A 14070-nucleotide genomic window follows, 5' to 3' on the forward strand; every position below is an offset into this window, starting at 1 on the left:
GATAAGGAGTGACCGCCAAGATGAGCAAGCTGAAGGAAATTCTCTCGGAAGCTAGTGAAGTGCTGGAACGTGTGGATGAAGCGGATGTGACGGAAACGGCTGTGCTGCTGGCAGGAGGGCAGCGGATCTTTGTTGTGGGCGAGGGCAGGTCGGGCCTTGTGGCGAAATCATTCGCCATGCGGATGATGCATTTGGGCGCGACCGTGTATGTCATCGGCGAGACGATTACTCCGTCCATCTCCCCAGGCGACATCCTGGTGGCCGTATCCGGATCGGGAACGACGCACGGCGTCGTCTGGACGGCGCAGAAGGCCCGCGAACTGGGCGCGTTCATGATCGCCCTGACGACGGACGGCGATTCACCGCTTGGCAAATGCGCCTCCCGGCTCTTAATGATCCCGGCGGCGACCAAGCAGCGCCGCGAGGGTGAACGCCGAAGCGTCCAGCCGCTCGGCTCCCTGTTCGACCAGTGCGTCCATCTCGTGCTGGACAGCGTCTGCCTGAGCTATGCAGAGCTGCGGGGCGTCGATCATTTGGCGGCATACAAGCTGCACAGCAATGTTGAATAGCGGCGGCTCTACCGCCGCTATAGAATTTTAGCAGTCCCTCGCGCCTATGCGGCGGGGGGCTGCTTTTTGTGATTCAAGAATATAGAAAATGACCCTCCGCAAGTGACCGTTCCCGCAGCCCGAACACGATTGCCGCTCTGGAGAATCCCTGCTCAGAGAGGCCCGATCTTGCGCCAGATAAGCCCTTGTCCGGTGTCTGGCCCAGCCGGCGGCAGGCTTTCTGGCTCAGCCGGATTTTTTCCGGGAGTGTGAATTTCCGAAACGGGGATTATTCATGGTACAATATTTTTTAGTATTTAAGCTTGTCGATAGAACGTGGGAGGCATTATTTGATATGAAATCCAGAAACTTGGCTGCAATTTCACTTGTGGCAATGGCGTGCGGCTTTCTGCTGACGCTGTTTTTGCCTGAGAATACGGCGGTAAAGCTGCTCCGGGGCGGCTTTGAGGCCGGACTGGTCGGCGGCATAGCCGACTGGTTTGCGGTTACGGCGCTGTTCCGCCATCCGCTCGGCCTTCCTATTCCGCATACTTCCTTACTGCTGAAGAACCGGAATAAGATCGTAGAGTCCCTGATTTCGGCAATGGAGAACGAACTGCTGAACAAGGAGAGCATCCAGAACAAGCTGCGCGGAATCAAGTTCATCTCGCTGGGGTCTTCGATGCTCACAAAGTTCTTCAGCCGCAAGCAGACGAGAGTGGAAATTTTGGCTCGCCTGAGTGTCCTTGTGAGCCAGATCCCAGGAGAAAAGGCGCTGCCGTATCTTCAGTCGGCGCTCGCGGGTTATGTCCGGAACGCGGACCTCAAGCAGACCGCCGATACGGTCCTTACGAGGCTGCTCCATGACGGCAGGGACAAGGAAGCCCTCGATTACGGGCTCGAACAGGCCGAGGTCTGGCTCAGCCGTCCGGAGACGAAGGCTATGCTCGGCCAACTCGCGTCTTCCAAGCTTGCCGAGGTGAAGCTGGGCGGACTGAAAGGAGTGGCTTTTCAGGCTTTTGTCGGCTTCGTCGATGAAGAGATGCTGGGCGAGCTGCTGCAGAACATGCTGCGGTCCGCTATCCGCGATATTCAGGATGAGGACAACGTCTACCGCGAGGACATTATCCGGGAGATCCGTGTCGCCCTGTTCCAGCTGGTGAATGACGAGGAGCGGATGAAAGCTCTGGCGGACTGGGCTTCGGCCGAACTTGAGGGCCAGGAGGCGGGAGCCTTTCTGCTGGCCCGGCTTGAGGAGATTCGCGGCAGGGTACTCGCTCTGCTGGAAGAAGACCGCGTCCGCGGGGGGCGGGGGCTGTTCGCTGCGTATGCCCTGCTCGCCCGCCGCATCGCCGGGGAGAAGGAATGGGTCTTCGAATGGGAGGGCAAAATCCGTTCCTCGCTAATCGCGTTCGCGGAGGCGAACCATTACCGGATCGGCGTGCTGGTGAAGGAAAACCTCGACAAAATGGACGACGCCAGCCTGGTCGCCATGCTGGAGCAGAAGGTCGGGAAGGACCTGCAATGGATCCGCGTCAACGGCGCGGTGTGCGGGTTCGTGGTTGGTCTGGCGCTTACCCTAATCCAATGGATCCCGTTAACTTAAACGGGACGCGCTAATGTTTAAAGGGCAAGGCTGCCGGAGCTCATGTGAGCATCCGGGGCCTTGCCCTTTTTCTTTTAGTCTATCTCTCTTAAGAAAAATAAAGCCGACACATCCGTACAGTCGTAGCAGGGTTTGGGGTTCGGGGTTCCTGCCATGAGGGGGTTCCGCCGCTGACTCGCAGTGAATTACAATTCTTTTTTGCCGGTACTGACTGTATACGCTTCCAGAACGGGGAGTACGAAAATTTTGCCGTCCCCGAAAGAGCCGTGATCGCCGGTTCTTGCCGTCCGCTTCACAATGTCGATGACTTCCTCCTTGTCATCCTCAGGAATAACCATCATCAGCATTTTTTTCGAAATCTGGTTGTAGTGGTTCGTGCCGACTTGAATTCCTTTTTGCTTACCGCGTCCCAATATATCCATTTTACTGATGGAAGGAAAACCTGCGGCCAGCAGTTCCGCCATCACTTCATCGGCCTTCTCCGGTCTTACGATAATTTCGAGCATCAACATAACAATCCACCCTTTCCACGGACAAAAGATATGCAGGGTGTTGCCGACTAGGGGGCTAAGATGATTAATTCGGCATGGCAACGCTTACACCGTTATTATACATCGGATAAGAATGCCTAAAAGTGAATATTGTCATTGCATAACAATTAATTTCATTTCCGGCGCTGACAGAGTCCAGAGTATAGAAGCTCCAACCGATCAGCCGTTCTCGCCCAATCGAAAGTCTGAAACGCGTCCCGCCGCCCTTGCATTCCGATGGCGGCGGCCCGCTTCGGGCTGCGGGCAAGCGGCAGCATCATTCGGGCAAAAGAAGCGGCCTCCCGGTAGCGCTCCACGAGGAAGCCGTTGCGGCCGGATGATATGATTTCGCGGATACCGCCGTTATTGGAGGCGATGACCGGCAGTCCGGCGGCCATGGCTTCCACATTGACCAGGCCGAATGATTCATGCCGCTGCGAAGGGCAGACCAGACAGTCGGCAATCTGGTACATCCGGTGAATTTCCTCGTGCGGAACGCCGCCGATAAAAGAAACGGACAGGCGCAGACGCCGGGCGAGCTGATTGAGCTTCCGCATATAGGCTGGCTTCCCCGTGCCGGCGATTACGAGATGCACGGGCAGCCGCCTATTCAGCATAGCCGCCGCCCGCATCAGGATGGGCACGCCTTTGCGGGGAATAAGCCGGCCGACGAATAGAACGGTAAAGCGGCGGGGCAGCCCATATTCCCGGCGGAGCAGCTTCCGCTGATCGTCTGGAAGCGGTGTGAACCGGGACAGGTCGGCGCCCAGCGGCACAACTGCAACCGGGAGGCGGGCAGAGGTGAATCGGCGGTCCAGCCTGCCGCGCAGCGACTGGCTGTTGACGGCGATAAGATCCGCGTGGCCAAGGCTCAGAGCGACCTTCGGGTCGCTGGGCACAAAGGTCAGGGAGTGCAGGAATAACACGACCGGAATGTGAGGGAAGGCCCGCTTCACGGCAGCCGCCAAATGCGGACGGTTGTCAACTTGAATAAGCTCATACGGTTCCTCCCGGAGGGCATCCAGCGTTTCGGCAAGGTAGAGGCCGGGAGTATCCGCAGGCAGGCGGATCAGCCTGACTCCTTCGCGCTCTTCAAGCCCGGGAAGTCCCGGCATTCTCCGGCTGATTACGGTGGTGCTGTGGCGGCGGGCGAGCAGTCTGGCCGTCTCCCAGATACAGATTTCCACGGAACCGCTGCCCGGAAGCGGAAACCGTCCCGGCGCTATCATACAGATCTTCATCGTTAGGCTCCTTTCCCAAGCAGCGGATTTTCTTCTTGTTTGCACTATATGCTCATGTCTCTCGGGGAGTCACTTTCTTTACTGGAGAGCGGCGTCTATCCAATGCGAAAGCTTTCGCCGAAGCATAGTTTACCTTGTATGAGTATCATGCTTCGACAGGACCTAGTGAACGGGAGTGTGGAATGGAAGGATGAAAGCAAAATCGACACTGACAAGCAAATGGATCAAGACGAAGGTGCTGCTCCGCAGTCCGGAAATATCGCCGTTGATTCCGGAGACGGCAAGACTGACCCGCGAGAATGCCAAGAGAATGTTGGACAAATACGGAATGGTGTATATCAAGCCGGAGGTAGGCACTTACGGAAACGGAGTCATTCGGGCCGAGCGCCGATCGGGTGAAAAGGGGGCCGCGTACTGGTATCAGAGCGGGACCAAGCAGAGAACCTTCGGCACCTTTGAGGCATTCTATACCTCACTTAAAGGGAAGACGGGCAGCCGCAAGTACCTGATTCAAAAAGGAATCGACCTGCTGAAAGCGGGTGGCAAGCGCTTCGATATCCGCGTCATGGTTCAGCGCAGTCCCAGCGGAATCTGGGAAACGACGGGGCTGATCGGCAGAGTGGCCGGGGTGGGAAAGATCGTTACGAACTACCATGCCGGCGGCAAGCCGACGGCGGTGGAGAAGCTGCTCGCCCCGCATACGAGCGATGCGCTTCGGGCTGAGACGATGAAGCGTCTGCGGAAGCTCGGCAAAGATGTCGGGCAATTTTACAAGAAAAAATACCCGGGGTTCAAGCAGCTTGGGGTCGATGTCGGCCTCGACCGTTCCCTGACTCCATGGATCATTGAAGTCAACACCAATCCCGATCCGTACATTTTTAATCAGCTTTCGGATAAAACCATGTACCGCAAGGTTATGGCCTACCGCCGGGCGCAGCAGACAACCCGTCCCAAGCGTTAGAACCTGCACTCTTTTCTTTCTGAAAATGAATTAAATCTAAGAAAAACTTGCATATTGCGTTTCATCCTGCAAAATAAAGGGTAAATACAAAAAAACTGTGGAAAAGATCGAATTTCGTCAGGAGCAGTAACAACGCAGTCTGTAGAACAGTTCGTCTATTATTCATTTTTGGAAAAAGGGGTGGGAGTTTGAACGGATCGATGACGTTGTCGATAGCCATTTGCACCCGGAACAGACATGAGGATTTAAGGAAATGCCTGAAGTCGATATTTAGCCAGAGGGATATTGCAGGCGCGGTGATTGAAATTCTGATCATTGACGACGGCGATACGCAGGAATCCTGGTTGGATGAGGTCAGGAGGGAACTGCCTCCCGGTATGGAACTGGGCTACCACCGGAAGAATCGGGAGGAAGCGGGCCTGCTTAAATCACGGATTTATGCGACCCATGCCTCTAAATATGAGACCCTTCTGTTCCTGGATGACGATGTAGAGCTGGAAGCGGATTATCTGGCCGTACTTCTGCGGACATTTGAACGCTATCCTGATGCCGTCGGCGTTGGCGGAGTAGACCAGAGCTTCTCCTGCTCCCTGAAGGGCAGACTGCTCATGCTGATAAGCGGCCGAAGCCGTTTCGACCCCGGGAAGCTGTCTTACAGCGGATTTGCTTCCGCCATGAATTTGTGGAACCGGCAGAAACGGGTCTTCCGGACCGAATTCCTGCACGGATGCAATATGTGCTTCCGCAAGTCGGCGCTGCGGGATGTAAAAGTGGTTGAATGGCTGAACGGCTACAGCCTTGGCGAAGACCTGTATCTGTCCTATCTGGCAGGGCTGCACGGGCCGATGATTATAAATCCGGAGCTCAAGCTGGTGCACCACGGGTCGCCGGCTTCCAGAGACAAGGAGGAACAGGTCGCCTATACCAAAGTTATCAACCACTATGAGCTGCTGAAGCTCAGAACCGGCATAACGCCTTTCCGCTATGCCATGCTGCTGTGGACAGCCGGATTTTTATACGCGGAAACGGCCCTCCGGCGCCGGAAGGAGGCAAGCAGCGGCTATCTCAGAGGCATACGGGAGCTCAGAGGGGCGCAGACCCGAAGCTAATCCTCTGGTGTCTGATTTACGGCTTCTGCACCGGAGTCGATACCCCGAAACCGGACTTATATCCGCTTTTTACAAAGTATACAGAGCACCCGAACCATGGGCGAAAGAAGCCTTGGCGGGTGCTTTTCGTTTTGAATAATAGCCTTTGAGTCCCCTCGTGTGTTAGCTTCTCTGTTATCGTATACTGGTATGGCAGAGTTCTTCGTATATCATCGGCTTTACGCTACTCAGAAAGGGGCCTTAATGGAATGAACTGCTTGGCGGTACCGGCATACATTAGCAGAGAAGACCGCGAGGGTGGACTGCGGGATTTCATCAACGAGCCTCCTCTTTGCCCGAACACTAGGAGGGTCCGGCTTTGGCGGCAGAACGCTGTTGCTTTATGACGAGTACCGTTACCGGAAAAAAGCTTAATCTGGAGCCTTACACCCAGTGGGCGCCGGGCGTCCGGTCTGCTTCGTCCGCCTGCGGGCCCGCCACGATGGCCGCGATTACGGAGTATTGGGGCAAGAAGCTGGGGAGGCCGGACCTTATCGGCAAGGAGCGTTTCCGCTCTAAGGCGGAGCATATCAATCATTTGTACGGGAGATACGGCGGAAGGCCGTGGGGGATGAGCGCGCGCGGTTTCGCCAAGGGGATTAAGGCGTATCTCAGGGCATCTCTCGGAAACGAACCCGCGATTCGGCTGTGGAGCTTCAATGATTTCGCCTTGTACAAGGCGGAAATCGACGCGGGCCGGCCGGTGGCGGTGAAGTTCGACAAATGGTTCTCCCTGCACTGGTTCGGGAACTACGCGTACAACTATCACTGGACGGTGGGAACGGGCTATGAGATGACGGAGTCCGGTCTCTGGCTGATTATCCAGGATAACGGATCGAAACGGGCGAACGGAGCGTTTGCTGCAAGCCGGGAGCGCCGAATTGAATATGCTGGCAATCGCGAGGTAATAACGATGATGTCGGTGAATTTGTAGTATTTTACAGAAAATCGGGTAATTTGCTTACAAAAAACGGAAATCTAGCAGTTTGACACCAGATTGGGCGCATTGTATAATCCCGGGGAATACAACAAAAAACGGCGTGCCCGTCCTTTCAGAGACCGCATCCGTTATAATAACAAATCAAACGTTTGCTCTGCGCGCGATCTTGGCAGATCGCCAAGAGTGAGAGAATAAAGGAGCCATGATCGATTTGTCGGTACAAGGGGGAAAAGGTGAGCCGATTGATTACGGCGATCCTGCGGTCGTAGGGGGAGTCCCCGTCCATGTTGGCGGCTTTGACGATTTGCCCGGTTACGAGGGCGACGATTTGGGCGTGAGCTACATGCCGGAGCGCTCTGCGTTCCGGCTATGGGCGCCGACCTCCCAGCAGGCGGAGCTGGTACTGTACGATTCCTGGCAGGGAGATGCTTCAGCCGTTCTGCCAATGACCCGCGATATCGGGGGAACCTGGATATTGACGGTAAAGGGCGATTTGGAAGGCAAATTCTATACGTATCGCGTATGGTTCGAAGACCGGTGGAACGAGGCGGTCGATCCCTACGCCAGAGCCGTCGGCGTGAATGGCGACCGTGGGGCCATTCTCGATCTGAGGAAGACGGACCCGCTGCGCTGGACCGAAGACAAACCGCCTTTTGGCGATCCCGTGGATGCCGTCATCTATGAGCTGCACCTGCGGGACTTGTCGATCCATCCGGCCGGTGGCATCCGTCAGAAAGGGAAGTTTGCCGGCCTTTCGGAGAGCGGCACGCGGGGACCGGAGGGGATTCTTACCGGGCTGGACTATATCGCGGATCTTGGCGTTACCCATGTGCAGCTGCAGCCGATTGCGGATTACGCGACCGAAAGCGTGGATGAAACGAAGCTCGATCAGCCGCACTATAATTGGGGCTACGACCCGAAGAACTATAATGTCCCCGAAGGCTCCTATGCGACCGATCCTTACGTTCCGGGGGTACGGATACAAGAGCTTAAGTATCTGATTCAGACGCTGCATGACCGCGGCCTGCGGGTTATCATGGACGTTGTATATAACCATGTTTATGACAGCTTCCGTATGAGTCTCACCAAGCTTGTTCCGGGCTACTACTTGCGTTACAAAGCGGACGGTACGCTGTCGAACGGATCGGGCTGCGGCAATGATTGCGCCACCGAGCGCAAGATGATGTCCCGCTATATTGCCGATTCTGTGCTGTATTGGGCTGGGGAGTACCATATCGACGGCTTCCGCTTCGATCTGATGGGCCTCATGGACATCGGAACCATGACGGAGATCCGCCGGCGGCTCGACGAGCTGGACCCTTCCATCCTTACGATCGGGGAGGGCTGGGTGATGGACACGGAGCTTGCGCCTTCGCAGCGGGCGAACCAGCAGAACAGCGCCTTATTGCAAAGGTTCGGGCAGTTTAACGACGGGTTCCGTGACGCGGTTAAGGGAAGCATTTTTCTGCATAACCGCAAAGGCTTCATCAGCGGAGGAGCCGGAACTGAGAACGGGGTCATGGCCGGAATCGCCGGAGGCATTACTTACGGGCCGGGGATCTGGCAGTTCGCCCAGGAGCCGCAGCAATCGGTTAACTTTGTGGAATGCCATGACAATCATTCGCTGTGGGATAAACTGCTGTTGTCTACGGAAGGGGCGACGGATGAGGAACGCCGGGCTATGCACCGGCTTGCTTCTGCAATGGTGCTGACGAGCCAGGGTATTCCGTTTCTGCATGCCGGCCAGGAGTTCATGCGGACGAAGAACGGCATTGAGAACAGTTATAACGGTCCGGAAGAAATCAATTGGCTCGATTGGCAGCGGTGCGCCGCCCATCAGGATGATGTTGAATATATGAAGAAATTGATTGCGCTTCGCAAGGAGCATCCGGCGTTCCGGTTGCGGAGCGCGGAGGAGATTCGCCGGGGGCTTTTCTTTGAGCGGGCCCCTGGCGGAGCGGTAGCCTTTACGCTGCGGAATCACGCCGGAGGAGATTCGGCGAGTCACTTGTACGTCGTTTATAAAGTGAATAAAGAAGAGATGTCGCTGGCGCTTCCGAAGCTGGGAGAATGGCAGCCGCTGCTCGGCGGAGAACAAATCACCCGTCTGACCAAAGAACAGGCCATTATCCGGGGCATCGGAATGACGGTGCTGGCGGTGCAGTGATTGTTTTTGGATCTATAGACCCTTTGGGGTCTTTTTTTTGTGAAGAGTCTTCCGGCTGCGCCTCCACGATTAAAGACGAATTGATTTAAATTTGAAATTTCTGTGATAATGGCAAAATGATGTTCTCGATTTCAACAAAAGGTGACATTGCTCACGTTCGGATACGGAAAGCGGATGGTACTATGTAGTCACTTATTACTTCTAATTTTAAATGTGGCGGACAACCGTACAGCCGGCGTCAATCGCCCGGATGCGGCCTGCTGCTTTGCTGCTTTACAGCGTCATACGAGCTGGCGCTTGGAAGGGACTGAAGTCCTTAGTGTAAGCGGCATCTAGAATACATTGCCGGCGGTCCGCCGGAAATCCAAGAAGACACGGAGGATGACAGGGATGGGCAAATCTACGGGATTTATGGAATATCAGCGTGTAACGCCTTCGGAATGCGAAGCACTGGAGCGAATTAAGAATTGGAATGAGTTTTCGATACCGTTGGAGGAGGAGCAGCTGCGGGATCAGGCCGCGCGATGTATGGACTGTGGGACGCCTTTTTGCCATGTGGGCCGGCTGCTGTCGGGAATGGCTTCCGGCTGTCCGCTGCATAATCTGATTCCAGAATGGAATGATATGGTATATAAAGGGAACTGGGAAGTAGCCTTGAAACGTCTCCAGAAGAGTAATAACTTCCCTGAATTCACAAGCCGGGTATGTCCTTCGCCTTGCGAAGGCGCGTGTACGGTGGGAATGAACGGTCAGCCCGTGACCATCCGTTCGATCGAGAAAGCGATTGTGGATAAAGGCTTCGAAGAAGGCTGGATCAAGCCGGAGCCCCCGCTTGCGCGCACCGGCAAAAGCGTGGCCGTCGTCGGCTCCGGGCCGGCGGGTCTAGCCTGCGCGGCGCAGCTTAACAAAGCGGGCCACACGGTCACCGTCTATGAACGGGCTGACCGGGTCGGCGGCCTGCTGACCTATGGCATTCCGAATATGAAGCTCGACAAGAAGAAGGTGCAGCGCCGGGCTGATCTGCTTGAGGCCGAAGGGGTTAACTTTATAACCGGAACGGAAATCGGCAAGGATATTTCGGCCGAGGAGCTGAAGGCCCAGTATGATGCGGTTGTGCTCTGCGCGGGTTCGACGAAGACTCGTGATCTTCCAATCGAAGGAAGAGAGCTGTCCGGCATTTACCAGGCGATGGAATTCCTGACCCTGAATACGAAGAGCCTGCTTGATTCGGAGCTTCAGAACGGGGAGTACCTGTCCGCAGCCGGCAAAGATGTTGTCGTTATCGGCGGCGGCGATACCGGCACCGACTGCGTGGCGACCTCCATCCGTCATGGCTGCAAGAGCGTCATCCAACTGGAGATCATGCCGCAAGCGCCGCTCACCCGTGAGCCAAGCAATCCTTGGCCAGAATTTCCGAAGGTGCTTAAGGTGGACTACGGACAGGTAGAAGCGAAGGCTTTGTATCAGGAAGATCCGCGCCGCTATCTTGTATCGACGAAGCGGTTCGCCGGGGATGAGAACGGACATGTGAAGGAACTGCACACAGTACGTATCGAATGGGTGCGCAACGAAGATGGCCGTATGGTGCCAAAAGAAGTTCCGGGCAGTGAAGAAGTCATTCCGGCGCAGCTCGTGCTGCTGGCGCTGGGCTTTACCGGACCGGAGGAGACGCTGCCAAGCCAGCTTGGTCTGGAGCGCGACGAACGTTCCAACATCAAGGCGGAATACGGAGTGCATACGACCAATGTGGAGGGCGTCTTTGCCGCCGGCGACATGCGCCGCGGACAGAGCCTTATCGTGTGGGCGATCAGCGAAGGTCGTCAGGCTGCACGGGAAGTGGACCGTTATCTGATGGGCTCCTCGAATCTGCCTTAACGCCTAAGCGGGTCGAAAGACACGAAGCAAGCGCGATAGAAACAGCGGGGCGTCGGCTAAGGAGCCGGCCCCCTTTACCTGATTTATTTTCGAGGTCCGGGCACAATATCTGACCAACATCAATGAAAGGCCTCACTTTGTGGGGCTTTTTGCGTGATAATAGTACATATCCAAAACAGGAAAGGGCGGGAAATGCATGAAGCTGATGTTTATTTCCGATATTCACGGTTCGTTGCACTGGTTAAAGAAAGCGCTGGAGAAATACGCCGAGGAGAAGGCGGACGGCCTAGTCATTCTGGGGGATTTCATGTACCACGGTCCCCGCAATCCGCTGCCGGATGGTTACGATCCTAAGGGAGTGGCGCAGGAGCTCAATGCGATCAAGCGGCATATTACAGCCGTGCGGGGCAACTGCGACTCCGAGGTGGATCAGATGCTGCTCGATTTTCCGATGATGGGAGACTATACGCAAATTCTGTACGAAGGCAGACGCATTTACGTCACGCATGGACATGGCTTCAGCATTGAGAATCTGCCGGAGCTCAGCGAAGGGGATATCTTCATTCAGGGACATACCCATGTTCCGGTGGCCGGCGTCAAGGAAGGCATTTACGTGCTTAACCCCGGCTCCATCTCGCTCCCCAAAGAAAACAATCCCAATTCCTATGGCGTACTGGAGGGCGGGGAGTTTACGGTAAAGAGCTTTGCGGGGGAGACGGTGAAGTCGATCCGGATTTCCTGATTCGTAAAAAGAATACGCCCGCCGCTGCGGGCATAAATGAAGACCGGGCGCGTGCGTCCAGTTTTTTCGCTTGGCCGGTCATCCGTCTGCTGGAAAATGCCGGATTTCAGCCTTCCAGACGGAATTGAGCCCGGGTTGATAATATTGTATGATGGGTAAGGAATGCCGGGAAAAGTGTATTCCGGAGACTAATGTAAAGTGAGCTAAAATGATGAATCCTAAAGCTTTGAATTATAGCATGCCGCCCGAATGGGCGAAGCATGAACGGACGTTTATATCCTGGCCGGTGCAGGCGTCCATGTGCTTTCCGGACGACCATGAATCCGTATGCCAAGGCTATGCCGATATTATCCGGGCCATCGCCGAATTCGAGCCGGTGACGGTCGTTGTGGGTCCGGACGAGCAGGAGGAGGTTATGCGCCTGGTAAGCGGGCCCGGAATTACCTTCTTGCCGATTGAACACAGCGACGCCTGGCTGCGGGATAACGGGCCGACCTTTGTCATGAACACTGGCGGGCAGCTTGCCGGTATCAACTGGAAGTTCAACGCCTGGGGCGGCAAATACTCGCCATGGGATCTCGACGACAAGGTTGCTCCGCAAATTATCGAGACAGTGAAGGTTGCCCGGTTCGACGCGCCGATTGTGATGGAAGGAGGTTCCTTTCATACCGACGGCGAAGGCACGATGATTACGACCGAGGAATGTCTGCTGAATCCGAACCGCAATCCCGGACTTGGACGGGGTGATATTGAGGAGGTTCTTCGCCAGTACACCGGCGCGGACAAGATTATCTGGCTGAAGCGCGGCCTGAGCGGCGACGAGACCGACGGACATGTCGATAATATCGCCTGCTTTGCCGCTCCGGGCAAGGTTATCATTCAGGTGTGCGAGGACCCGCAGGATGAGAATTATGAGATCACGGCCGAGAATCTGCACATTCTGGAGAATATGGCGGACGCCAAGGGCAGGAAGCTGGAGATCGTCAAAATCCAGCAGCCGCCGCGCGCCGACCATGAGGGAAATCGGTTGACGCTCAGCTACCTGAATTTCTATTTCGTCAACGGCGGGATTATCCTGCCTGTATTCGGCGCGCCCGAGAGCGATGCGCTCGCGGAGGAGACGCTAAAGCGTCTGTTCCCGGACCGGCGAATCCGCACGGTGAATGGAATGGCGGTCATCCGTGAGGGCGGCAACGTACACTGCACAACGCAGCAAATGCCGGCCCCGGAAGTTCATACATTTTGATTTCAGTCATAGCAAGGAGGAACAAGCTTGAGAAACGTAAAAGTAGCCGCAACGCAGATGAGCTGCTCCGGCAGCATTGATGAGAATATTGCCAAGGCCGACAAGCTGGTTCGGGAGGCGGCGGCGCAGGGAGCGCAGATTATTCTGCTGCAGGAGCTGTTCGAGACGCCCTATTTCTGCCAGAAGGAAAAGTCGGATTACTATGAGTACGCGACGGAACTGGAACAGAATAAAGCCGTGAACCATTTTAAAGAGGTGGCAAAAGAGCTGAAGGTCGTGCTGCCGATCAGCTTCTATGAGAAGAAGAACTATGCGCGCTACAATTCGCTGGCTGTCATCGACGCCGATGGAAGCATCCTTGGCAAATACCGCAAGAGCCATATTCCGGACGGCCCCGGTTATGAGGAGAAGTTCTATTTCAATCCCGGGGACACCGGTTTTAAAGTATGGAACACCCGTTACGCCAAAATCGGGGTAGGCGTATGCTGGGATCAATGGTATCCGGAAGCGGCGCGCGTCATGACGCTGATGGGAGCGGAGCTTCTGTTCTATCCGACGGCCATCGGCTCGGAGCCGCAGGACAGCTCCATTGATTCGAAGGATCACTGGCAGATGTGCATGCTCGGCCATGCTGCAGCGAATCTGATTCCCGTTGTAGCTTCCAATCGCATCGGCCGCGAAGAGGACGAAGAATCGAGCATCAATTTCTACGGGTCCTCGTTTATCGCCGGTCCGCAGGGCAACAAGATTGCCGAAGCCGGACGGGATGAAGAGACAGTGCTGGTCGGCGAGTTCGATCTGGACGCGCTGGAGACCCTCCGGATCGAGTGGGGCATCTTCCGCGACCGCCGTCCGGAGCTGTATCGCCTGATCGCCTCCTATGACGGAGATTTGACTTTTTAACAAAATATTACAGATTTAATGCCGTGGGCACTGACCAAGATGTTAAACTCTTGGCAGTGCTCTTTTTAAAACACAAATTGTTACAAACTTCCGATAATGTGTGATGTAACATAACATCATGAGGAAATGATAATTGTCATCCGCACTTTAATCTGTTAAAATC

The 14070-nt window shown here is 55.4% G+C and carries 12 protein-coding genes; 10 read left to right on the plus strand and 2 right to left on the minus strand.

All coding sequences use genetic code 11. From position 1 onward, the window contains the following. Nucleotides 1-20: 20 nt before the first annotated feature. On the plus strand, nucleotides 21-569 hold the full coding sequence (gene hxlB, locus PDUR_RS01565; protein ID WP_042204786.1) for a 6-phospho-3-hexuloisomerase: 549 nt from the start codon (nucleotides 21-23) through the stop codon (nucleotides 567-569). Nucleotides 570-903: 334 nt separating this feature from the next. Next, nucleotides 904-2154: a DUF445 domain-containing protein gene (locus PDUR_RS01570; protein WP_042204787.1), complete on the plus strand. Its 1251-nt coding sequence runs from the start codon at nucleotides 904-906 to the stop codon at nucleotides 2152-2154. 185 nt (nucleotides 2155-2339) lie between these two features. Here PDUR_RS01570 and PDUR_RS01575 read toward each other — a convergent pair whose 3' ends face one another. Both PDUR_RS01575 and PDUR_RS01580 read right to left on the minus strand, forming a co-directional pair. Continuing rightward, nucleotides 2340-2666: a P-II family nitrogen regulator gene (locus PDUR_RS01575; protein WP_042204788.1), complete on the minus strand. Its 327-nt coding sequence runs from the start codon at nucleotides 2664-2666 to the stop codon at nucleotides 2340-2342. A 152-nt stretch (nucleotides 2667-2818) separates the two neighbouring features. After that, nucleotides 2819-3925, minus strand: a complete 1107-nt coding sequence (locus PDUR_RS01580; protein ID WP_042204789.1) for a glycosyltransferase family 4 protein — start codon at nucleotides 3923-3925, stop codon at nucleotides 2819-2821. A gap of 190 nt (nucleotides 3926-4115) precedes the next feature. On the opposite strand from PDUR_RS01580, the gene PDUR_RS01585 reads away from it, so the two are divergent. From PDUR_RS01585 to aguB, 8 genes are all read left to right on the plus strand, one after another. Continuing rightward, nucleotides 4116-4886 (plus strand): YheC/YheD family protein, encoded by a 771-nt coding sequence (locus PDUR_RS01585; RefSeq protein ID WP_042204791.1) that lies wholly within the window; start codon nucleotides 4116-4118, stop codon nucleotides 4884-4886. A gap of 188 nt (nucleotides 4887-5074) precedes the next feature. Continuing rightward, nucleotides 5075-5995 (plus strand): glycosyltransferase family 2 protein, encoded by a 921-nt coding sequence (locus PDUR_RS01590; protein WP_156130235.1) that lies wholly within the window; start codon nucleotides 5075-5077, stop codon nucleotides 5993-5995. A gap of 358 nt (nucleotides 5996-6353) precedes the next feature. Beyond that, nucleotides 6354-6968: a C39 family peptidase gene (locus tag PDUR_RS01595; protein ID WP_042204793.1), complete on the plus strand. Its 615-nt coding sequence runs from the start codon at nucleotides 6354-6356 to the stop codon at nucleotides 6966-6968. Between the two features lie 217 nt (nucleotides 6969-7185). Further along, complete coding sequence (pulA, locus tag PDUR_RS01600) at nucleotides 7186-9141, plus strand: type I pullulanase (protein WP_042208956.1); 1956 nt, start codon at nucleotides 7186-7188, stop codon at nucleotides 9139-9141. A 390-nt stretch (nucleotides 9142-9531) separates the two neighbouring features. Beyond that, on the plus strand, nucleotides 9532-11016 hold the full coding sequence (locus PDUR_RS01605; protein WP_042204794.1) for a glutamate synthase subunit beta: 1485 nt from the start codon (nucleotides 9532-9534) through the stop codon (nucleotides 11014-11016). Between the two features lie 196 nt (nucleotides 11017-11212). Then, entirely contained in the window at nucleotides 11213-11758 is a 546-nt protein-coding gene (yfcE, locus tag PDUR_RS01610) for a phosphodiesterase (protein ID WP_042204795.1), read from the plus strand. 211 nt (nucleotides 11759-11969) lie between these two features. Next, complete coding sequence (locus PDUR_RS01615; protein ID WP_042208957.1) at nucleotides 11970-13004, plus strand: agmatine deiminase family protein; 1035 nt, start codon at nucleotides 11970-11972, stop codon at nucleotides 13002-13004. 27 nt (nucleotides 13005-13031) lie between these two features. Beyond that, a complete protein-coding gene (aguB, locus tag PDUR_RS01620; RefSeq protein ID WP_042204797.1) occupies nucleotides 13032-13907 on the plus strand; it encodes an N-carbamoylputrescine amidase in 876 nt (291 codons plus the stop codon). The last annotated feature ends 163 nt before the right edge of the window (nucleotides 13908-14070 follow it).

The sequence above is a fragment of the Paenibacillus durus genome, from assembly GCF_000756615.1.
GTDB classification, from domain to species: Bacteria; Bacillota; Bacilli; order Paenibacillales; family Paenibacillaceae; genus Paenibacillus_AQ; species Paenibacillus_AQ durus.